General features: G+C 62.6%; 21 protein-coding genes and 1 tRNA gene. 5 read left to right on the top strand and 17 right to left on the bottom strand.

Going from position 1 to position 18,907, the window contains the following annotated elements; all coding sequences use genetic code 11:
• The 7 genes from N5A93_RS11710 to N5A93_RS11680 form a co-directional block, all read right to left on the bottom strand.
• The coding region (locus tag N5A93_RS11710; protein ID WP_268955278.1) for a hypothetical protein at positions 1-429 on the bottom strand (429 nt) is incomplete at its 3' end.
• Between the two features lie 201 nt (positions 430-630).
• The gene (locus tag N5A93_RS11705) at positions 631-1,218 is read right to left on the bottom strand and encodes a toxin-activating lysine-acyltransferase (RefSeq protein ID WP_268955277.1); all 588 of its coding nucleotides are present in this window, start codon (positions 1,216-1,218) and stop codon (positions 631-633) included.
• Between the two features lie 247 nt (positions 1,219-1,465).
• On the bottom strand, positions 1,466-1,981 hold the full coding sequence (locus N5A93_RS11700) for a hypothetical protein (protein ID WP_268955276.1): 516 nt from the start codon (positions 1,979-1,981) through the stop codon (positions 1,466-1,468).
• A gap of 52 nt (positions 1,982-2,033) precedes the next feature.
• Positions 2,034-2,903, bottom strand: coding sequence for a sulfotransferase domain-containing protein (locus tag N5A93_RS11695; RefSeq protein WP_268955275.1), 870 nt, complete (start codon positions 2,901-2,903; stop codon positions 2,034-2,036).
• Positions 2,896-3,729, bottom strand: coding sequence for a sulfotransferase domain-containing protein (locus N5A93_RS11690; RefSeq protein ID WP_268955274.1), 834 nt, complete (start codon positions 3,727-3,729; stop codon positions 2,896-2,898). Before N5A93_RS11690 ends, N5A93_RS11695 begins: the two co-directional genes overlap by 8 nt.
• 102 nt (positions 3,730-3,831) lie before the next feature.
• Positions 3,832-5,007: a porin gene (locus N5A93_RS11685; RefSeq protein ID WP_268955273.1), complete on the bottom strand. Its 1,176-nt coding sequence runs from the start codon at positions 5,005-5,007 to the stop codon at positions 3,832-3,834.
• A gap of 303 nt (positions 5,008-5,310) precedes the next feature.
• Positions 5,311-5,697: a carboxymuconolactone decarboxylase family protein gene (locus tag N5A93_RS11680; protein ID WP_268955272.1), complete on the bottom strand. Its 387-nt coding sequence runs from the start codon at positions 5,695-5,697 to the stop codon at positions 5,311-5,313.
• 347 nt (positions 5,698-6,044) lie between these two features.
• Here N5A93_RS11680 and N5A93_RS11675 point away from each other — a divergent pair, with 347 nt between their 5' ends.
• From N5A93_RS11675 to N5A93_RS11665, 3 genes are all read left to right on the top strand, one after another.
• Positions 6,045-7,475 carry an ammonium transporter gene (locus N5A93_RS11675; RefSeq protein WP_268955271.1) on the top strand — a complete coding sequence of 477 codons (1,431 nt, stop codon included), beginning with the start codon at positions 6,045-6,047 and terminating at the stop codon, positions 7,473-7,475.
• A 12-nt stretch (positions 7,476-7,487) separates the two neighbouring features.
• Positions 7,488-7,718 carry a hypothetical protein gene (locus N5A93_RS11670; protein ID WP_268955270.1) on the top strand — a complete coding sequence of 77 codons (231 nt, stop codon included), beginning with the start codon at positions 7,488-7,490 and terminating at the stop codon, positions 7,716-7,718.
• A gap of 168 nt (positions 7,719-7,886) precedes the next feature.
• Positions 7,887-8,705, top strand: coding sequence for a hypothetical protein (locus N5A93_RS11665; protein WP_268955269.1), 819 nt, complete (start codon positions 7,887-7,889; stop codon positions 8,703-8,705).
• A gap of 111 nt (positions 8,706-8,816) precedes the next feature.
• On the opposite strand, the gene N5A93_RS11660 is transcribed toward N5A93_RS11665, so the two are convergent.
• The 9 genes from N5A93_RS11660 to N5A93_RS11620 all read right to left on the bottom strand — a co-directional run bounded on the left by N5A93_RS11660 (position 8,817) and on the right by N5A93_RS11620 (position 17,236).
• Complete coding sequence (locus tag N5A93_RS11660; RefSeq protein WP_268955268.1) at positions 8,817-10,127, bottom strand: NAD(P)/FAD-dependent oxidoreductase; 1,311 nt, start codon at positions 10,125-10,127, stop codon at positions 8,817-8,819.
• Positions 10,128-10,153: 26 nt separating this feature from the next.
• Entirely contained in the window at positions 10,154-11,512 is a 1,359-nt protein-coding gene (locus N5A93_RS11655; protein ID WP_268955267.1) for a TRAP transporter large permease, read from the bottom strand.
• A 3-nt stretch (positions 11,513-11,515) separates the two neighbouring features.
• Complete coding sequence (locus N5A93_RS11650) at positions 11,516-12,772, bottom strand: TRAP transporter small permease subunit (RefSeq protein ID WP_268955266.1); 1,257 nt, start codon at positions 12,770-12,772, stop codon at positions 11,516-11,518.
• A gap of 90 nt (positions 12,773-12,862) precedes the next feature.
• The gene (dctP, locus tag N5A93_RS11645) at positions 12,863-13,963 is read right to left on the bottom strand and encodes a TRAP transporter substrate-binding protein DctP (protein ID WP_268955265.1); all 1,101 of its coding nucleotides are present in this window, start codon (positions 13,961-13,963) and stop codon (positions 12,863-12,865) included.
• 648 nt (positions 13,964-14,611) lie between these two features.
• Positions 14,612-15,466, bottom strand: a complete 855-nt coding sequence (locus tag N5A93_RS11640; RefSeq protein ID WP_268955264.1) for an energy transducer TonB — start codon at positions 15,464-15,466, stop codon at positions 14,612-14,614.
• Positions 15,463-15,888 carry an ExbD/TolR family protein gene (locus N5A93_RS11635; RefSeq protein ID WP_268955263.1) on the bottom strand — a complete coding sequence of 142 codons (426 nt, stop codon included), beginning with the start codon at positions 15,886-15,888 and terminating at the stop codon, positions 15,463-15,465. Before N5A93_RS11635 ends, N5A93_RS11640 begins: the two co-directional genes overlap by 4 nt.
• Before the next feature lie 4 nt (positions 15,889-15,892).
• Positions 15,893-16,276 (bottom strand): ExbD/TolR family protein, encoded by a 384-nt coding sequence (locus N5A93_RS11630; RefSeq protein ID WP_268955262.1) that lies wholly within the window; start codon positions 16,274-16,276, stop codon positions 15,893-15,895.
• 1 nt (position 16,277) lies between these two features.
• Positions 16,278-16,982 (bottom strand): MotA/TolQ/ExbB proton channel family protein, encoded by a 705-nt coding sequence (locus tag N5A93_RS11625; RefSeq protein WP_268955261.1) that lies wholly within the window; start codon positions 16,980-16,982, stop codon positions 16,278-16,280.
• A 178-nt stretch (positions 16,983-17,160) separates the two neighbouring features.
• A tRNA-Thr gene (locus N5A93_RS11620) sits at positions 17,161-17,236 on the bottom strand.
• A 146-nt stretch (positions 17,237-17,382) separates the two neighbouring features.
• Between N5A93_RS11620 and N5A93_RS11615 the strand changes: the two genes are divergently transcribed.
• Positions 17,383-18,258 carry a hypothetical protein gene (locus N5A93_RS11615; protein WP_268955260.1) on the top strand — a complete coding sequence of 292 codons (876 nt, stop codon included), beginning with the start codon at positions 17,383-17,385 and terminating at the stop codon, positions 18,256-18,258.
• 19 nt (positions 18,259-18,277) lie between these two features.
• Here the strand turns inward: N5A93_RS11615 and N5A93_RS11610 are convergent, their stop codons facing one another.
• Entirely contained in the window at positions 18,278-18,535 is a 258-nt protein-coding gene (locus N5A93_RS11610; protein WP_268955259.1) for a DUF2312 domain-containing protein, read from the bottom strand.
• Positions 18,536-18,681: 146 nt separating this feature from the next.
• Here N5A93_RS11610 and N5A93_RS11605 point away from each other — a divergent pair, with 146 nt between their 5' ends.
• Positions 18,682-18,897, top strand: coding sequence for a hypothetical protein (locus tag N5A93_RS11605; RefSeq protein ID WP_268955284.1), 216 nt, complete (start codon positions 18,682-18,684; stop codon positions 18,895-18,897).
• The last annotated feature ends 10 nt before the right edge of the window (positions 18,898-18,907 follow it).

Genomic DNA, 18,907 nt, shown 5'->3' with positions numbered 1-18,907 from the left:
GCCAGCTATTTGGGGAGCGCACGCGCCATGGCGCTTGGTGCCCCACCACTGGCCTGGTTTTGCGCCGCCAAGTGGCCGGTTTTGTCTCCGCCGTTGACACCAATACTGCCGGTAGGTGACACCGTCCTCGATCAGGGCCTGGAACACGCCGCGATACCCCAGCCGCTCGCCCGCCAGCAGGACGAACAGATGACCTTCGCCCAGCTTGGCCACAACCGCCTCGCCGGTCTCGTGGCAGGTCACCTTGGTGCCGCCAATATCCATCGCATACCCCGCCTCGCAGCGCATGGCGGTTACAGACGAAAACGCGACGGGGCCATCGGGCGTTTGCAGATGCAGCGTCAGCTTCTGCCGCCACTCCGCCGCGTCATCCCCCCAGCAGCCCGCCAGAAACAGCGGCACAAGCAAAAGAAGAACAACCCGCCTCACGCCGACAGCCCCTCGGAACCACCCGCGCCGATGGTATCGACACCCGCAACCAGGCCGCCCGCACGCCACGCACACAGGCAAGGGCGCGCGGGCGCACGCGCCACCTGGACGGTACGCACGAACCGCGTCACCCATTGACCTTGATTGCAGACATCACAAACGCGAGCAGACACACAAACACACACCCTGCCGTTACCGATTTCACCCCGCAGGCGGATCGTCCTCCTTGCGCTTCGCCCCCATCTTTTCCAGCGTCTCCTGATCCACCAGCCGCGTGATGATCGGATGCAGGCGCAGCTCGCCCTCCTTGACCACTTGCTTGAAGCTGGCGATCACGCTGGTCGTCATCTTCTGGTCCGGGGCGATCACGTCGAGCAGCCAGTTGATATCGCCACTCACCCATTCATCCGCCTTGAGCCGCACCGGAAACACCCCCGCCTTGATCTGTTCGCGGATCTTGGCGTCGACCTCTTCGGACACGCTGGCCCAGATCGCCATCCCCGCGACATCGCTCAGCGGGTTGCCCTTGTCCTCGCCCGGATAGGCGATCGCGATCCGGTCGCGGATCAGCGGCTCCAGAACAATATGGTTGAGATCGGCCAGCGTGTTGTGCCGGTAGCGCGGCAGGGCCATCATCGCCATCGCGACCTTGCCGAAACTCTCGCGCACCTGCGCGCGCAGCGCGGCGATCTTGTCAAGGATTTCGGGATCTGTGCCCGTCCGCGCCTCACCGCCTGCCGGCGATTCCTGCGCTGCGGGTTCGGTCGTCTTCGATTTGGATTTTGCCACTGGGGATACTCTTTACAATGAACCGGGCGTTAACCTTAAAGTTGTCGAAAATCCGACGGAACGCAAGCCGTGATCGCCGCTGATGACGACTATTCGTCAATAGCAGGATCACCCCGAGACGACGCGGCGGAATTCACCGCAGGTTACGCCTGCCCTGCTTGAAAATCGGGCGCGGCGCGATGAGTTCGCCCGCCCTGATCCCGACATGCCCGACGCACCGTTCGGTCGCGGCGTCAGGCCCTTTGGCTTACCGCGTGCCCGCGCCCGGCCCGTCGGGGCGGAATTTGACGATCACGCCCCCCGCATCGCCGCCATCGGCATCGGCCTCGTTGACCAGTTCCTGACGCGGAAGCCGCACAACGGGCGCGCGCTGCGCATCGCCCGCGCGCCAGGCGCGCCCGGTCACCACGCAATCGGCCTCAAGCCCGCCGTAATCGGCCGCCGGCGCCACCTCGCGCATGAAGCCAAGGCCGCGCAGCACCGTGTCGTCGCCGACCGACACCGACCCGGTGCCCAATAGCTGGGGTTCCACCATCTTGGTCAGGATCGACTGCTGACGGCTTTTCGCCCAGACGCCACAGACCATCGTGCGCCCCTGGTATTCCCGCATGTCCGCCGCAACGGTGATCCCGCCGCCGGTCGAATAGCTGCCACCGCCCAGTGCCGGGGCCTCGCCCAGCCGCGCCACGACCTCGGGGCCGGGTGACACGCATCCCGCCATCACCCCAAGGGAAACCACTGAAATCACTTTGACAAATCTCATTTTCCGCCACTCCTCATGTCATCGGCAAGCCGCATCCGGCTCCTGGACTGCATCATCCGCGCGCGGCAAATGCCAGGGTTTCGGCCAGAAGCTCGGGATAATGTGTCTCGAGCGCCGGCAAGAACGCCTCGCGCAGGCGCGCCACCTGCGCCGGGGTCAGATCCTCGCGCCATGCGCCGGCCTGCCCCTTGGCGAAAAAACTCTGCATGCCCCTGGGCTTCTCGGTGAACCCAAGTGTCGCCTCCTGCGCCTTCATCGCCTGAAAGCTAGTGGACTTCACCGCATAGGCAAGTTTGGGCTTGTCCACCTTCACGCGCAGGAACTTTTCCAGCAGTTTGCGCACGGTCGGCGCGGGTCGCGCCAGCATGTCCTCATAGCGGATCACATGCAGCGGCAATCCCGGCGCCTCGGTCCATGAGCGCACATGATCGTCCCAGCGGCCAAGCGCATCATAGATCCCCTCATGCGCGCCGGTGACGGTGGCGATATCGCACATCTTCCCGATCGCCGTATCCAGATCCACCGCCTGATGGCGCGCGAATGAGGGCGCCACGTCGAACGGGTTGCGCATCATGTAGATCGCCGCCGCCGTCACATCCGCCGGAATGAGCGGCTCACCCAGAAAGACCGAGGCCTGACAATGCGTCTTGACGAAATGATGGTCCGGTTTCGATCCCGCGATCAGGCGCAGCACCTTGGGGCGCAGGCGCACCCACTCCTCGACGCTGCCCCCCTGATAGTGCCCGCCCGCGGCCGCATCAAAGAAATCCTTGCGCACGTCGCCGGTGGTGAACTGACGTAAATTATTGATATCAGGCGCTTTTCCCTTGGGCATGAAATAATGCGCCAAAAGGCTGCGCATCCATGTGTTGCCGGATTTGGGATAGGAGGCCAGCCAGATGATACGCCGCAGGTCACTCATCGAGATACCCGTGATATTTCATCGTGGCGTGATTGGCGGCGCGGATCTGCGCGGCCAGTTCCGGGTCAAGATCATCTTTCCAGTGGCCGCTGCCGCCCTTGGTGAAAAAGCTCTCGCTGGCGGCGGGGCGCTCGATGAAACCGCTGCTCTCTTCCTGCTTCTTCACTTCCTTGAAGCTCGCGAACCTGATGGCGCGGCGCAACCGCTCGACATCGACATTCATGCCGAAATGCTCGATCACCTTGGTGAATTCCGCCTCCGGATCAGCCAGAATATCCTCGTAACGCAGCACAAGAACCGGAAAGGGATGCTTGCGCGTCCAGCTTCGCACATGATCCGACCATGTGCCAAGGAAGCTGACAACCGTGGTGGCATCCGGCATCAGCGCGTTATCCTTGTGGCAGATCGCTTCGGCGGCCTGTTCAGGCGTCAGATTGTAATGGCGTGCGTAGGACAGCACCATATCCAGCGGGTTCCGGATGATATAGATCGCCGATTTAGTGTATCGCGGCGGGATCAGCTCGATACCGCGTGCGGCCTTGCATGTATTATGCGTCTTGACCAGGTTCACATCGGCATTGTTACCCGAAATGCCGCGCAGCACCTTGTCGCGCAGCCGCAATGTAAGGGGGATATCGCGCGGGTCGATCTTCTGGCGGGCGACCATCTCATAGGTCTTGGTGATCGCGTCACCCATCCCGTAGCGCGTGACCTCGTTGATCGGCACCGGGGTCTCGGCATTGCTCAGATAATTCGCAAGGAAAATGCGCGTCCATGTGTTGCCCGACTTCGGATAGGAGGCAAGCCAGACGATATTCTTCTTCATCGCGCAAAGGTCCCTGGATTTTCATCAAAAACGCTTGCTGCGGATACAACAACGGGGAGGAGATGTATATCCCCTCCCCGCCGACTAAGTTCAAGCCGAAGCTTAGAAGCTCAGGTTGATCGAAGTACCGACGATGGTTGCTTCGATGTCGTTGTTGGCGATGCCACCGATGTCCTGGTTCTCGGCATAGACTGCCCAGACGTCCCAGCTCACGCCAGCACCCAGTTCACGCGAACCGGACAGTTTGTAGGCGTTGTACTCGGTGTCGTTGACGCCGGCACCGTTGTCGATCGAGCCGTTGAAGCCGGTCAGACCGACAGACCACGGACCGTCGATGTCGTAGGTTGCACCAAGGCTCCAGCCTTCCTGATCGCCAACGCCGCCGATGCCGCCGTTGTCGTTCTCGGCATAGTGACCGCCGACGGTGAATGCACCGTAGCCGATCTGTGCGCCGATACCCCAGGTTTCGGGATCGCTGCCGAGGTTCGGCGTCAGGACGGTCACGTCGTCCGCCGTGCCCAGGATGCCGTCAGCGCCTGCACCAGGTGCGGCGTTGAAGTCTGCTGCGGCACCGGTGCCCCAGCGTGCGCCAATGGTCACGTCGGTGGAACCGAAGGACTGGCTGTAACGCACACCGATGTCGAAGACGTCGGTGACATTGGTGGTTGCGTTACGGTCGAACGGGCCAACGTTCGATGCGTTCGAGTTGGTGCTCGGCGCATACGACACACCAACGGTCAGACCGTTGAAGCTCGGCGTGAAGTAGCTCACACGCTGAACGTCGTTGTTGCCTGCAACTTCAGTCCAGGGCGAACCCGAGGCCTGACGGAAGGCGTGGCTGATCGGAGCGAAGCCCGAAACCGATGCCGACATGATTGCGAACGAACCAACGCCCGGTGCGCCGACCATCGACTTGTAACCGGCCGAGTTTTCGCCACCCAGCTCGATACGACCGATCGTGTCGCTGCTGATGGTAACGTAGGACTCGTCGATACCGTCAACACCGCCGCCGCCATTCTGGGCTTCGTACTGAACGTTGATACCGAAGGTCATGCCGTTGTCCAGGGTCACCGACGGGGTGAAGATGATCTCACCGTCGCCCAGAACGGCCATGCCGTCCCAGTCTTGACCGATGCGGGGCGCGCCCGCGCTGACATCAGCAAAGCCAACGTGCGTGTTGTAATAGCCGCCCCAGTCCAGGTTCCATTCCTGGGCTGCTGCGGGCGCAGTTGCGACGCCGAGAGCGATCGCGCTGGTGCAGAGAAGATGCTTTTTCAAGGTGTCCCTCCATAAAGCAGGAAGTTTCATGTTCCACCGGCCCGGACATGGACGCGGCTTGAAAGATGGAATGCTCCAAACACCCCCTGAGTGTCAACGAACCCGCCAAGGCCCGGGTGGTTGTTGTCCGGGCTGTGACGTTTAAACCACACACCCCGTCTCGACGCCCGGCGCAAAACGCGTGAAAACACTTAACAAACACGATTTTCCCTGCCATGACACGCGCTTCGCGCCGCCCCGCCCTATTTTGCCGCGCCGTGCCCTGCCGGTCCCTTCGCCGCCCGCGCCGGCACCGAGTCGCCCCTATTCGCCCTCCTCGTCCAGCACCTTTCGCGCCACCCGGAAACACTCCAGCGCCTGGGGCACGCCGCAGTATATCCCGACCACATGAATGATCGCGCGCAGCTCCTCGCGGGTGACGCCGTTATTGCGCGCTCCGCGGCAATGAATTTCCCATTCATGCATCTTTCCCAGCGCGCCGATCATCGCCAGGTTCATCATCGACCGCGTCTTGGGCGCGATCACGTCGTCGCCCCAGCCGAATCCCCAGCACCATGCCGTCATCGCCTCCTGGAAGGGGCGGGTGAAATCATCCGCCGCCGCCAGGTTCCTGTCGACATACTCCGCGCCCAGCGTCGCCTTGCGCTGCTCCAGCCCCTTGAGAAACAGATCCTCGTCGAATGTGCTCATCCGCCAGCTTCCTTTCCGCCTGACGCGCGCCCCCGCGGCGCGCAGGCGCCACCCTGCCCCAGCGCCCGCCCCTTGACCAGATCGCCGCCGCCGCCCCGCAGGCCTTCGCGGCCCCGGAGCAGGCCTGTCTAGAAAGTTGAATTTCAAGGAAAATATTATTCCCCAAAAGAAACACCCCTTATTCACAAGCGTAAGCAGCGGATAAAACGCCAGAAAATTTTAAAAGTTTTCGTGATTCTCGTGATTTTGGTGTAACATCGGTCCCGTCAATAAACCAAAATTGACCCAAAATCCCAGACCAGGGCAAACCCTGGCCATCTCAAACAGTCCAACGGGAGGACAGCTGAATGGATACCGATATCGGCGCGCTGACGGTGATCTTCACCGAGTTTTACTACTGGGTGACGGTGCCGCTCATGTTCCTGATTCACGTCGGCTTCTGCATGTATGAAGTCGGCGCCAGTCGCCACAAGAACCACGTTCACACCCTGATGAAGAACACCATGCTGATTCCGCTGGTGACCGTGACCTTCTTCTTCTTCGGATGGTGGATCTATTTCGCCTTCCCCAACGGGCCGGGAATCACCGGCGGGCTGACCCAATCGGACAACGCCGTCCCCTGGGGCGAACTGATGGGCACGCATCTGGGCGGCCCCGGCGTGAACCAGGGCGAAGCCGTCGGCTATGGCGCGGACCTTGGCAACCCCTTCTGGTCGCGCCTCAACGGCGTGTTCTGGGCGGCCTTCCTCTTGTTCAGCTGGACGGCGGCCTCGATCGTCTCGGGGGCCACCATCGAACGCATCCGCCCCTCGGCCTTCTGGATCCTGGCGGTCGTGATCGGCTCGTTCACCTGGATCATCGATGCCGCATGGGGCTGGCACCCGGATGGCTGGATGGTCACGCAGCTTGGCTATCACGATGCCTATGCCTCGGGCGTGATCCACGCCATCGCGGGCGGTTTCGCGCTTGGCGTGATCTGCGTGCTCGGGCCACGGATCGGCAAATTCGCCCCCGATGGCACGCCGCGCAACATCAACCCGCATAACAAGTGGCTGGTGACGATCGGGCTCTTTCTGATCTATTGCGGCTTCTGGGGCTTCTATGTGGCCTGCAACGTGCCGATCATCGCATCGGGCGATATCGGCGCCGCCGAAGGCACCTTCACCGCGACCACGATCTACCTCACGCCAACCACGCTTTCGGCAATCGTGTTCAACTTCCTGATGTCGCTCTCGGGCGGGATGCTGGCGGGCTATGTCGTGTCGCGCGGCGAAGCCTTCTGGACCTATTCCTGCGGTCTGGCGGGGATCATCACCGCCTCGGCGGGCAATGACCTCTATCACCCGATCCAGGCGATGCTGATCGGCGGCGTTGGCGCGGTCTGCGCCTACAAGCTGCATTTCTGGGTCGAACGCCGGTTCAAGATCGACGATCCGGTCGGCGCGGTCGCGGTGCATGGCTATGCCGGCTTCATCGGCCTGGTGATCTGCGGCTTCGTGCTCTGGGGCCATCCGGCGACGGCGGGCTACCATGCCGAAACGGCGGTCATCACGCCCTGGGGCCAGTTCATCGGCGCCTGCATCATGGCCATCGTGCTGGGCTTCATCCCCGCTTTCATCGTGTCCAAGATCCTCGCCGCCTTCGGCATGCTGCGCGTTCCGCCAGCCGTCGAACTGGTGGGCCTCGACATGAGCGAAGAGCTGCGTGAAGAAACCGACGCCATCGAGGTCTCTCAGGCCGACATAGACGAGGCCAAGCGCCTCGGACTGCTGACATAAGGAGATAACGACATGTCTACCACAATCGTCGAAAGCTGGTCCGGCGCGGATCTCAGCCAACTCGGCCCGATCTACCCGATGGTGGGAACCGAAGTGATCCTGTTCATTGTCGGGCTGGCCTTCTGGCTTGCCTTCCATATCCTGCAGGCGCGTATCGAACAAAAGGAGATGGAGGAAGACGAGGCCGCCGCGCGCAGCAGCGAACGGCTCCAACGGGTCTTTGACGAGGAAGCCCGCGAATAAGCCTCGCCATCACCGATTCCCATGCCCCGGCACGCTCCGGCTCCGGGGCATGGGCACCGCGCCATCCCATGCCAGCGGCCCCGCCCCGCGCTCGCTGATGCGCCACTGCTCAGATAATTCCCCGCATTCGCCCAAGATCGGCCTGAATTCCCATGCAACCTTGGCGGTATGTATGATAACGAGTTCCCGCCAGACATGCACCCGCCCCAACCGTATGACGGCCTCCTGTCGCGCATCACCCATGTGCAACACCGGCTCGACAGCGAATGTCACGCGCTCGGCGCACAGATCGCCCATCACGAAAAGTGGCGCGCCGCGCTGGGCGATGACCGGGCATTGCTGAACGACCCCGAACAGATCCTGACGCAGGATGCCCTGATCGACACCCTGGCGCTGCGCCTTCAGACGCTGCGCCAACGTCTTGCGGCGCGCAACCATGATGCGTCGCTCCTGCGCCAGCAGGGCGCGGTTGCGCTCGCGGCGGGTGGCGTGGATGCGAACACCCCGGCGCTCGCGCGCCTTCTGGCCGAGGCCGACAAGAACGACGCCGCGACCAACGAAGCCGGCGCTGGCGGCTCCGAAGACAATCCCGATACCGCGACAGGCTGGGACAGCCTGCCCGATCACTGCCGCCCCGGCGCGAGTTCGGGAATTCCCCGGCCCGCACGAATCGGCCCGCGCGGATTTCTGCCCCGGGTCTTCGACCGGGTCGGCGGGCTGCTCAAGATCGGCGCGATTCTTTTCGTCCTGGTCGGCCTCCTCAACGCGCTTGGCGGCGGCGCCTTCAATCAGCGCTCCGTTGGCAACGCGCGCTTCTCCGGCCCCGGCTCCGGTTCCGGCCTTCCGCAGATCACCACTGAAAGCACCGAGTTCAACGCCGCCGGCAGCGTCCTGCTCAAACTGGTTTCGGTCGCCACCGGCGGCAGCGTGGACATCGAGGCGATCACCCGGCGGACCGCCGACAGCCTGCGCGGCATGTCGCCCTGATCGCAGTCATTCGGCGGAGTTTTGTGGGCTTCTGTACAGATCGCGCGGGCGGATGGCCGATTTCGGTACAAAACCCGCGTACAAACCGGACGTTTCGTACATTGGAAACGCTCAGCGCGCTTGCCAGTTTTCGACCCGGTCCACCCAGTGCCGATAATAGACATCCGCCGCGCGCAGGAAATGCGGCTTTTCGAACTGGTGCAGAAAATGCTTTTTGAACAAGGTGTTGGAATAGGCGGTCTCGCCCCGCGGATCGCCCAGCGCCCGATAGGCCACCTTCGCGCCCAGATACGGCGCCATCACCGTCCCCGACCCCGAAAATCCCATCGCATAAAAAATTCCGTCCTGCTCGCCCACCTGCGGCATATGGTTAAAGCTGAATCCCGTAAACCCATACCACGCATGGGAAATTTTGACGTCTTGCAGCTCGGGCCAGATGCCGCACATGGTTTGCCGCAGGCGTTCGGCGCCCCGTTCGAGCCGCGTATCCCACATCGACGCACGCCCCCCGAACAGCACCCGTTTTCCATCCGGCGAGATCCGGTAATAACTATGCCGCGCCCTGGTCTCGACCATCATCCGCCGCCCCGGCGCGATGTGACCGATCAGATTCGAGGGCAGTTCCTCGGTCGCGATCATGAAGCTCGGCAGCGGAAAAACCCGTGAAATGAACCAGTTAAAGGGCTTCGTCGTATAGCCGTTGGTGGCCAGTATCACCTTTTCGGCGTCCACCTCGCCCTTCGCGCTCTGCACCCTGAAGCGGCCCGCGACCCGTTCGACACCCGACACGGCGGCATCCGCGACCACCGGAATTCCCCGCCGCCGCACCGCTTTCAGCAAGCCCTTGTGAAACTTCGCCGGATGGATCGCCCCATGTTCGGGGAACAACAGACCGCCATGGTAACGATCGGTTGAGATTTCCTGCTTCAACGCCTCGCGCTCCAGAATTCTGACCGCTACATCGCTCTTTTCCTCGACGCTTTTTGCCAATCTTTTCTGATTGTTGGCATGTTCCGGCGTCCATGCCAGCTGTACCCGGCCGGTCTGCTGAAAATCGCAATCGATGCCTTCGGAGTCGATCAGGTCGCGCACCCATTTCATCGCCGGGTTGGCCTCGGCAAAGACCGCATCCGCCGTCTCTGCCCCGAACCGCCCCGCCAGATCGTTCCAGCCCAACCTCGGATGCGCCCCGAACATCCCGCCATTGCGCGTCGACGCGCCCTGCCCGGGCACGCCGGCCTCCAGCACCTGCACTTGCGCGCCCGCATCATGCGCGGCGATCGCCGCGGACAGGCCGGTGTAGCCCGCACCGATCACAAGAACATCGCAACTATCTGAAATATCGTCAGATTCACCAGATGGCGGGGCCGCCTCCCACCACCAAGGGTGCCCGAGTTCAGCCTCGCCTGTCCAGTTCTTCATCGATCCGTTCCCATGCCTGGCCCCGGCTATCCTCCGTAGACCAGCCGTGGCAACCAGGTGACAATCTGCGGGAACGACATACAAAGCGCAAGGCCCACCACCTGCAGGAACAGGAACGGCAGCGCCGACTTGAAAATGTCGCTCATCGGGATCTCTGCCGGCGCCACCCCGCGAAGATAGAACAGCGCATATCCAAAGGGCGGCGAAAGGAAGCTCATCTGCATGTTCACAAGGTAAAGAACCCCGAACCACAGCACCAGATCCGTCTCCGAATCCAGCCCGAACGCATGCGCGCCAAGCGCCTTGATGATCGGCACGAAGATCGGCACCGCCAGCAGCAGGATGCCGACCCAGTCAAGGAACATGCCAAGCGCGATCAGGATGATCTGCATCAGCAGCAAGATGCCCCAAGGCCCAAGGCCCAGCCCGGTCATGGTGCTTTCGACGAATTGCTGCCCGCCCTCCAGCACGTAAAGCCCGACGAAGATGGTCGCGCCGAACATGATCCAGATCACCATCGCGCTGGCCTTCAAAGTGGTCAGACAGGCCTCGCGCACCGTGGCCCAGGTCAGCTTGCGATGGATCGCGGCCACGATGAAGGCCCCGAACGTACCGATGCCCGCCGCCTCGACCGGAGTCGCGATACCCGCGAAGATCACGCCCAGAACGACCGCGATCAATGTCAGCGGTGCCGCCATGTTCCCGAGAAGGCGCAGTTTTTCAGCGTTGCTGACGCGCTCCTCCACCGGGATGGGCGGCCCCTTGACCGGATCGACATAGCACATCGCCATGACGTAGAAGATATACATCCCCGACAGCAGCAACCCCGGCAGCACCGCCCCGATAAAGAGCTCGCCCACCGATTGCTCGGCCACCACTGCATAGATGATCGCAAGGATCGAGGGCGGGATTAGGATACCCAATGTGCCCCCCGCCATGATCGAACCCATGGCGATCTTGGGATCGTATTTGCGCTCGAGCATGGCCGGCAAAGCGATGATTCCCATCGTCACCACGGCTGCGCCGATCACCCCGACCATGGCCGCCAGGATCGTCGAGGCGATGATCGTGGCCGCCGCAAGGCCGCCCTTCAAGCCGCCGAGAAGCTTGTAGATCACATCGAACATCTCGTTGATGATCCCCGCCCTTTCCAGCATGGCCGCCAGGAAGATGAAGAGCGGGATGGCCGATAGCTGATAGTTCGTCATCAGCGGAAAGATCCGCGAAGGAACGATGTTCAGCGTGCGTGAATCCCCGAGGATGAACAGGAACACACAGGCCAGCCCCCCGGTCACGAACGCCAGCGGCAGCCCCGCCATCAGCAGCACCATGAGGCTGCCGAACATGAGCACCGTCAGCCAGCCGATTTCGATTTCGATACCCATGAATCAGGCTCCCTGAAGGCTTTGGCGGATGGCGACGATGTCACGGGCAAGCTTGGTGATCCCCTGAAGGATCAGCAGCACCGCACCAACGACAATTGCCCATTTGAACGGCCAGTAGGCGATGGTCCATTCCGAGAATGACACTTCATTCACGCGCGTGGCGTCCATGGCAAAGATCCAGCCCGTCGCCAGAAGCGTGCCCGCGAAGATGAAGAAGAAGATCGAGGTGAAGAGATCGACCACCGCCTTTCGAAGCGGCGACCAGGCGGCGTAGAAAACATCGACCTTCACATGCGCATCGGTCAGCGCCGCATAGGCCCCCGCGATCAGGTATTGCATGCCGAACATCAGATACATGCCCTCATGTACCCAGATCGAGGGCGAGTTGAAGACGTATCGCGCCAGCACCTCGAAGTAATATGCAAAGACTGCGATGACCGCCCAATAGGCCACAAACTCGCCAGCGTAGAACGAAAGCCGGTCGATCGCCCCGGTCCAGCCGGTCCCGACATGCGCCATGTCGCCCTTGGGAGCCTCGTGTTCATATTGCTCAAGACGGTCCGCAGCCGCGCGCTCGATTCCGGCGAGGCTCTCGGGGTCATCGGGTTGCGCCTTGGCCTCTGCGCGGTCAATCCGCTGGCGCGCCTTGCGCACCATGCCGGGCAAGAGAAGCGTATCAAGCGCGACAAGCGCGCAGATCAGCATGAAGGTATAGAACGCCACGTCCGACCAGAATGTGCGTCCCGCCATAGCGGTCTCCAGCGCCGGTCGCGCCTCCTCGAGCTCGGCGCGTTTCTCTTCCAGCCGGGCCGTATCGGTTTCCAGCGTCGTCCGTGCCTTTTCAAGCGTTCGCTCGGCGCGGATCTGACCAAGGCTACCCTCTTCCGCCTCGGCCAGATCGGCCTGCAACTTGGCGATCCGGGCGTCTGCCCCATCGACCTGCGGCTCAAGGCGCGCGATCACCCGCTCGGCGCTGGACACCACATTCGCCGCCTGCGAATGGATCTCACGCGCCTCACGCCCTTGGGCGTTGGCGAACAGGATGGCAAAGAACAGGGGCAGATAGAGCAACCCCCACAAATTACGCAAGTAGAGCCGGTGCAGGCCCAGAAGCCCGCCGGTGACAAGGATCATGTAGCCGATCGGGAGCGAGTAGCTGCCGCTTGTCGACCTCCGCGCCATGAACATGGCGAATAGCGGAAAGACGATCAGCGTGCCCCAATACAGCCAGTGCGGCAGAATGAAGTTGATGCTGGGCATTGTGATGGGTGTTCCGTACGATATGTCGGATGAAGCGTGACGCCCCCGGCGAACCGGGGGCGTTCTCTTGCGGTCAGGTCCGGGACCGGATCACAGATCCAAGGTCTGCCCTTCGACCATCTCGGGCGTCACATAGCCAAGCGATCCCGACATCATGTAATCCAGATGGATCTTGAAGACGCGCGCGGCGTCCTTGTCGCGATTGGCGTATTTGTACCAGATCGGAACGGCAACCTCGGTCATGATCTCGACATCGGTCTGGCTGAGGCGCGTCACCTCGGTTCCGTCCTCCTCGAACTTCTGCCAGGACTCCTGGTCGGCCTTCTGGATCGCGGCGTGGTGCATGTCGGAATAGGTGTGCACTTCCATCTCGACGAATTGCTTCATCTCGTCGCTCAGCGCGTTCCAGCTCTCCATGCCGACGGTCAGATCCATGATATCGACCGGCTGATAGACCGACATGAAGCCCGGCGGGCCCATCGAGATGTAATCGGTCACCTGGCTGAAGCCGAGCGCGTAGTTCACCGCCGGGCCGACGTAATCGGCCACGTCGATCGTGCCTTTTTCCAGCGCCGGGAAGATTTCGGAGCCGGGCAGCAGCGTCGTCTTGGCGCCGAGCGCCGAGAAGAGTTCGGCCACCATGCCGCCGGGCGCGCGCATCTTGCGGCCCGCGAAGTCGTCGACCGAACGGATCGGCACCTTGGAGTGAATGATATTGGGTCCGTGATGGATCGGCCCGACGAAATACATGTTCTGACGCGCATACAGCTCGCGCGCGATCTCGAGCCCGCCGAGACCGTAATAGAACGTGTCGAACTCATGCGGATTGCGCAGCCCCATCGGGTAGCTGGTCAGGAACATGGCGGCGGGAATGATCCCCTGTGCGTAGATCGTGAACGGGTTCACAGCGTCCAGCACGCCGTTCTTGACGGCATCGAAAAGCTGGAAATCCCCGACCACATCATTGGCGCCGAAGGGCTCGAAAGCCAGTTCGCCGCCAGTCTTCTCGACGATAGAACCGGCCCAGTCCTTGAAGATCTGCAGCCCGATCCCGCCCGGCCAAGATGTTTGAACCTTCCAGGTCGTCGTTTGACCCTGCGCGGTCGCGATCGCAGGAGCGCCGAGCGTCGCCGCCCCCGCTGTCGCCAGCCCGCTCAGTGCGGCACGGCGTGAAATTGGTTTGTTTGTCATAATTATCCTCCCTTTGGCCGCGTGCCCCTCCGACACGCATGGCGCTTTCAGTCCTTGACTGTGTGCCCGATACTAAAAGACCTCGCGAATTGGTAAAGTGTTTTTTCCAATTCGGAAATCCCTCAAAGGAATTGGATCATATGAACCCTTGAAAAACCAATGATTTAAAGGTCCTACCAGAACAATCCTCAATAAAATTGGAGAATATATCTGCCACCTGAAGACGGCAATGGAATGTCTTGCTGCGTCACAAAAACTCGATTCGCGCCTGCGCGGCGCTCAAAGGGGCTCAAATGCTGGCGAAATCGTCAAAGACCTGCTTTGAAATGGTCCGTGAGGTTTGTGGATGTGCCGGTGCCGCCGGCCGGGGGGGCTTTTGGGGGCCCGAACCCGCCTGAACGGTGTGCGCTGTGGCCATGTCGTCTCCTCCTTTGCTTGGGGCAGACCGGCCAGGCAGCGCCTGACTGGCGCCCTTGAAATTCAGCGTTCGCGAAGGCGCAGGCGCATGCTTCATGACGGCAGCCGACCCTTCACTCCTTCAGCCTGCCTGACAAAACCGGCGCGATCTACGGGCGGACTCGAAAAACTCTGTCGCTAAATTGGCAAAAATGTGTCGAAAATATGAAAGGCCGCACCCCTGAGAACGGCTCAACCGTTGAAACGCATGGGCAAGGTAAAGCTGTAATTCGCCTCGCTCAGACCGTTTGGCGCAGGGGTGAACCGGCGGGTCGAACGCACCGCCCGCATCGCCGCCTCGTCCAGCGCCGCCACCCCGGAAGACCCCACCAGCGCAACGCCGCGCAGGCTGCCATCACGCCCCAGTGTGATCCGGACGCGCACCGTGCCCGAAGCGCCCCTTGCCGCACCAGGGTAGCGTTTGCCGCGTTCGATCTTGTTGCGCACCTGCGCACCCCATTGCTGCAAAAGGCTTTGCCTTTGCCCTGCACTGAGAGTGGACACAGCCGCCGGGCGCTGCTCAGCCCCGGCATTGGCGGTGTTTCCCGCGCCCTTGGCTTGCTGCGCCGCGCTCGCGGGTGTGGACTGTTGCGGTTGCGGCTTGGGTTTGCGCGCCTGGGCCGGCTCGGGTTTGGGCCGTGGTTTGGCCTTGGGCTTTACCTTGGGGACAGTGGGCGGCGGCGGCGCGGTGACTGCGCGGTCAGGCAGGCTCTCGGCCTCGGGCATGGCGAGGCCCGACCCCGCCGGGGCCTTCGTGATCACCGTATCCTTCGGCGCACGTGCCACATCCGGGGTTCGCATCTCGGGCGCGGGCATCTCGGGGGCTTGCATTAAAGGGCGCTCGGGCGCGGACAGGATCTCGGGCGGTGTATCCCATTGCGTCACCATCGCCGCCATTCGCGCATCCGATGGCTGAAGCGTGATCGCCGCCGCGCCGCCCTGCCCCATCGACTCGGCCCCCTGATCATCCGGCGCAAAAGCCGCCACCGACAGATGCGCTGCCGCGGCCAGCCCGATGAACAGCGTGAATTCCAGCGCCCGTTTCATCGCTTGACCGTCACGAGCCGGATTTCCGGGAATCCGGCCTGCGCCAGCCGGGGCATCAGCGCCGCCAGCGCCGCAGCCGGGGCCCTCGCATCCGCCCGCAGGACAAGGGGCGGCGGCGGCAGGTCGTTCGAACAGCCACCCTCGGCGCAATATGCAGCCTTGTCTGCTTGCAATGCTTCAAGCGCTGCAGCCTGACCACGCGCATCGCGATAGGCCAGCTCACCCGACGACCCCAGGTAAAGCGTGAATGCGCCTTCAGCCGGGTCTCCCGCCTGCTCGACATCGGGCGGATTGATCTTGAACGGGTCGGGCGGCGCGATCTGCGCCGTCATCAGGAAGAAGATCAACAGCAGAAACACCACGTTGATCATCGGCACGATGGTTTCCGGGGGCTTGCGGCGCGGCGGGTCCGAAAACTGCATGGCTCTACTCCACCAGCACCAGCCGCGTGAAACCGGCCATCGAAAGGCGCTGCATCACATCGACCACCTTTTGCAGATCGGCCCCGTCGCGCGCGCGCAAGATGATCGTATCATCGTTATCCCCGACCAGCGGCAAGATCGCTTCGGGCAGGGCCGCGGCGCCGACCGGCCGACCGTTCAACTCCACCCCATCGGGCAAGATGTCGATCAGGCGCGGCGGGCCCTCGTAGGGTGTCTCGCGACCCTGCCCCGCCGCGTTCAGCGTCAGATGCATATCGGTGCCGAAACGCGATGCAAGCATGAAGAAGACCAGCAACAGGAACACCACGTCGATCATCGGCGTCAGGCTGGGCTTGCGCCTCTGGCGCGGGGCGTCAAAGGCAAACATGCTACCCGGCCGCCCGTGCCACCATCGGCTCTGCGGCTTGACGCACCGGTCGCAGGAAGATGCGCGTCGCGGCATCCTCCATTTCCAGCCGCAGCCGGTCGACCACGCTTTCGAACCATGTCAGCGCCATCGAGGCCGGGATCGCCACCGCCATGCCAGCCGCCGTGGTCAGCAGCGCCTCCCAGATGCCGCCGGCCAATGTGGCGGGGTCCGCCTGACTGCCCGCCTCCTGAAGCGCCTGAAAGGCCGCGATCATGCCCAGAACCGTCCCGAGAAGCCCCAGCAGCGGCGCGATGGTCGCGATGAGTTCCAGCGGTCGCAGCCCGCTGCGTGCTTCGGCGATCAGGTTGCGGGCCACCCGCTGGGTCTCGGCCCGCGCGCCATCATCGTCAAGCGAGACATCCCGGCGCGCCTCCATCGCGGCGAGAATCAGCACCGCACGGCAGGTGCGTCGGCCCTGCAATTCCTGCACCGCGCTGTCCTCGAGGCCCTGCGCCCAAAGCGCGACCGCACGGCGCGCCCGTCGCCCTCCAGCCCAGGTGCCCATCAGCGCAAGCCGCCAGATCTTCCACAGGATCAGCGCCAGTGCCACCACCGAGAGAGCGGCGATCGCCCAGATGGCAGGCCCGCCGAGCAGGATGAAATCGGCGACCTGGCCGATCGGCGCGCCCGCCAGCACGCCGTCCTCGCCAACCATGCTTTCCATCAGAAGCCAACCCCTTCACACGCTGCCCGAATTATCTCCATGTCCGCTATTTTAGCCCATTTTTCCTGTCAAGAAACGATTGCCCAACCGCGCCATCATGCCCCGGCAACCCGCTGCGCCCCTGACGCCAGAGCGCGACGTCAAAGGGACTGCGAATGTCCCGATACGGTTCAAAGGATGGTGCCCCCAGAGAGACTCGAACTCCCGACCTACTGATTACAAATCAGTTGCTCTACCAGCTGAGCTATAGGGGCGCCGGGCGACTGGATACGCAGATCGCCCCCGTTCTGCAAGTCAAAACAGCCGCCCGCACGCCTGAATCGCGCGGAACGCAATCCCGGTTTAACTCCCTGTCAAAAGGCGTATATTGGCAACGTTCAATGAAAAGACCGGACCCAGTATGCAGGTTGTTCTACACGCGGGCGCGCATGTCACCGACGAAGACAGGCTGGTGAAATGCCTGTTGGAGAACCACGAACTTCTGGAGCGCGAAGGCACGCTTGCGCCGCCGCCCGCGCTCTATCGCAAGGAAATCCGGGACATCCTGAACGCGGCGCACCAGGACGGCTATACTCCGCAGTTGCGCGATCGTGCGCTGGCGGCCGTGCAGGCCGACGCACAGACCGAACGGCTGATCCTCTCCAATCCTGGCTTTTTCGGCACGCCCAAGATGGCGGCTTCAGCGGGGGTTCTCTATTCCGCGGCCGAGATGCGCCTTGCGACCCTGAGCGAAATTTTCGGTGACGACCGGGTCGAGCTGTTCCTGGCCACCTGCAACCTCGCAACCTTCCTGCCAGCGATTTTCCGGCAGACATCACTGGCGAGTTTCGCCGACCTCTTGCGCGGTGTCCCGCCGCAGAATGTCCGCTGGTCCGAAATGATCCAGCGGGTGCGCACGGCTTTTCCCGACATGCCGATCACCGTCTGGTGCAATGAGGATACGCCGCTGATCTGGGCCGAAGTGGTGCGCGAACTGGCCGGGCTGGAGCCGCGGGCCACCATCAAGGGCGAATTCGCCCTGTTGTCGGAAATCATGAGCGAGTCCGGCATGAAACGGTTCGAGACCTACCTGAAATCACACCCTGGCATGACCGAAACCCAGAAGCGGCGCGTCATCGCGGCCTTTCTCGACAAGTTCGCCGAAGAGGACGCGATCGAGGAAGAGCTGGACCTGCCGGGCTGGACCGATGACCTGGTCGACGAGCTGACGACGCTTTACGACGAGGATTGCGACGCCATTCAGCACATCCCCGGCGTGCATGTCATCACGCCCTGAGGGCGGAGCTCTGCGCAGCTCACATTCCGAGCGCTTCCTTGTACATCTCCAGAACCGCCTCTTCCTCGGCGATGTCGTCCTTGTCGCGCTTGCGCAACGAGATCACCTTGCGCATGACCTTGGTGTCATAGCCGCGCGCCTTGGCCTCGGACATCACCTCTTTCTGCTGATCGGCGATATCCTTCTTCTCGGCTTCCAGGCGTTCGTAGCGCTCGATGAACTGGCGCAGTTCGTCGGCGGTGACGCGGTAGCTCGACTGCGGATTTGACTCGTCCATGGGATCCTCCGGTCAGTAGGAAGTTCTCTCCTAACCGCGCCGCCCTGCCGCTGCAAGACGCTTTCGCGCCGCGCGCGGCAGTTGCAGATCGGCAGGGCTTGGGATAGGCGCATGCCGGTATCGGTATGATCGAAAGGACCACCGAGATGGAGATGCTGATCTGGCTGGGCGCGCTACTGTCGCTGCTGGGGCTTGGCGGGCTGATTTGGTGCATCGTGACCGTGTGGAAGGCCCGAAGGGCCGGTCTGAGCGACGAGGCGCTGCGCGCCCGCGTTCAGAAGGTCGTGCCGGTCAATTTCGCCGCTCTGCTTTTGTCGGTGTTCGGTCTGATGCTGGTGGTGGTGGGGATCGTGCTGGGCTGAGGGCGCGGGC

This window comes from Roseovarius salincola (assembly GCF_026891095.1).
GTDB lineage: Bacteria > Pseudomonadota > Alphaproteobacteria > Rhodobacterales > Rhodobacteraceae > Roseovarius > Roseovarius salincola.
The sequence above is the reverse complement of the archived record's forward strand: the minus strand, read 5'-3'. Positions and strand labels throughout refer to the sequence as shown.

What these genes read in the sequence shown, in the direction of transcription:
- N5A93_RS11700 (WP_268955276.1), bottom strand. Translation starts at nt 1,981, where the DNA reads ATGAGATTTGTCAAAGTGATTTCAGTGGTTTCCCTTGGGGTGATGGCG.
- N5A93_RS11695 (WP_268955275.1), bottom strand. Translation starts at nt 2,903, where the DNA reads ATGAGTGACCTGCGGCGTATCATCTGGCTGGCCTCCTATCCCAAATCC.
- N5A93_RS11690 (WP_268955274.1), bottom strand. Translation starts at nt 3,729, where the DNA reads ATGAAGAAGAATATCGTCTGGCTTGCCTCCTATCCGAAGTCGGGCAAC.
- N5A93_RS11680 (WP_268955272.1), bottom strand. Translation starts at nt 5,697, where the DNA reads ATGAGCACATTCGACGAGGATCTGTTTCTCAAGGGGCTGGAGCAGCGC.
- N5A93_RS11675 (WP_268955271.1), top strand. Translation starts at nt 6,045, where the DNA reads ATGGATACCGATATCGGCGCGCTGACGGTGATCTTCACCGAGTTTTAC.
- N5A93_RS11670 (WP_268955270.1), top strand. Translation starts at nt 7,488, where the DNA reads ATGTCTACCACAATCGTCGAAAGCTGGTCCGGCGCGGATCTCAGCCAA.
- N5A93_RS11665 (WP_268955269.1), top strand. Translation starts at nt 7,887, where the DNA reads ATGTATGATAACGAGTTCCCGCCAGACATGCACCCGCCCCAACCGTAT.
- N5A93_RS11660 (WP_268955268.1), bottom strand. Translation starts at nt 10,127, where the DNA reads ATGAAGAACTGGACAGGCGAGGCTGAACTCGGGCACCCTTGGTGGTGG.
- N5A93_RS11655 (WP_268955267.1), bottom strand. Translation starts at nt 11,512, where the DNA reads ATGGGTATCGAAATCGAAATCGGCTGGCTGACGGTGCTCATGTTCGGC.
- N5A93_RS11650 (WP_268955266.1), bottom strand. Translation starts at nt 12,772, where the DNA reads ATGCCCAGCATCAACTTCATTCTGCCGCACTGGCTGTATTGGGGCACG.
- dctP (WP_268955265.1), bottom strand. Translation starts at nt 13,963, where the DNA reads ATGACAAACAAACCAATTTCACGCCGTGCCGCACTGAGCGGGCTGGCG.
- N5A93_RS11640 (WP_268955264.1), bottom strand. Translation starts at nt 15,466, where the DNA reads ATGAAACGGGCGCTGGAATTCACGCTGTTCATCGGGCTGGCCGCGGCA.
- N5A93_RS11635 (WP_268955263.1), bottom strand. Translation starts at nt 15,888, where the DNA reads ATGCAGTTTTCGGACCCGCCGCGCCGCAAGCCCCCGGAAACCATCGTG.
- N5A93_RS11630 (WP_268955262.1), bottom strand. Translation starts at nt 16,276, where the DNA reads ATGTTTGCCTTTGACGCCCCGCGCCAGAGGCGCAAGCCCAGCCTGACG.
- N5A93_RS11625 (WP_268955261.1), bottom strand. Translation starts at nt 16,982, where the DNA reads ATGGAAAGCATGGTTGGCGAGGACGGCGTGCTGGCGGGCGCGCCGATC.
- N5A93_RS11615 (WP_268955260.1), top strand. Translation starts at nt 17,383, where the DNA reads ATGCAGGTTGTTCTACACGCGGGCGCGCATGTCACCGACGAAGACAGG.
- N5A93_RS11610 (WP_268955259.1), bottom strand. Translation starts at nt 18,535, where the DNA reads ATGGACGAGTCAAATCCGCAGTCGAGCTACCGCGTCACCGCCGACGAA.
- N5A93_RS11605 (WP_268955284.1), top strand. Translation starts at nt 18,682, where the DNA reads ATGGAGATGCTGATCTGGCTGGGCGCGCTACTGTCGCTGCTGGGGCTT.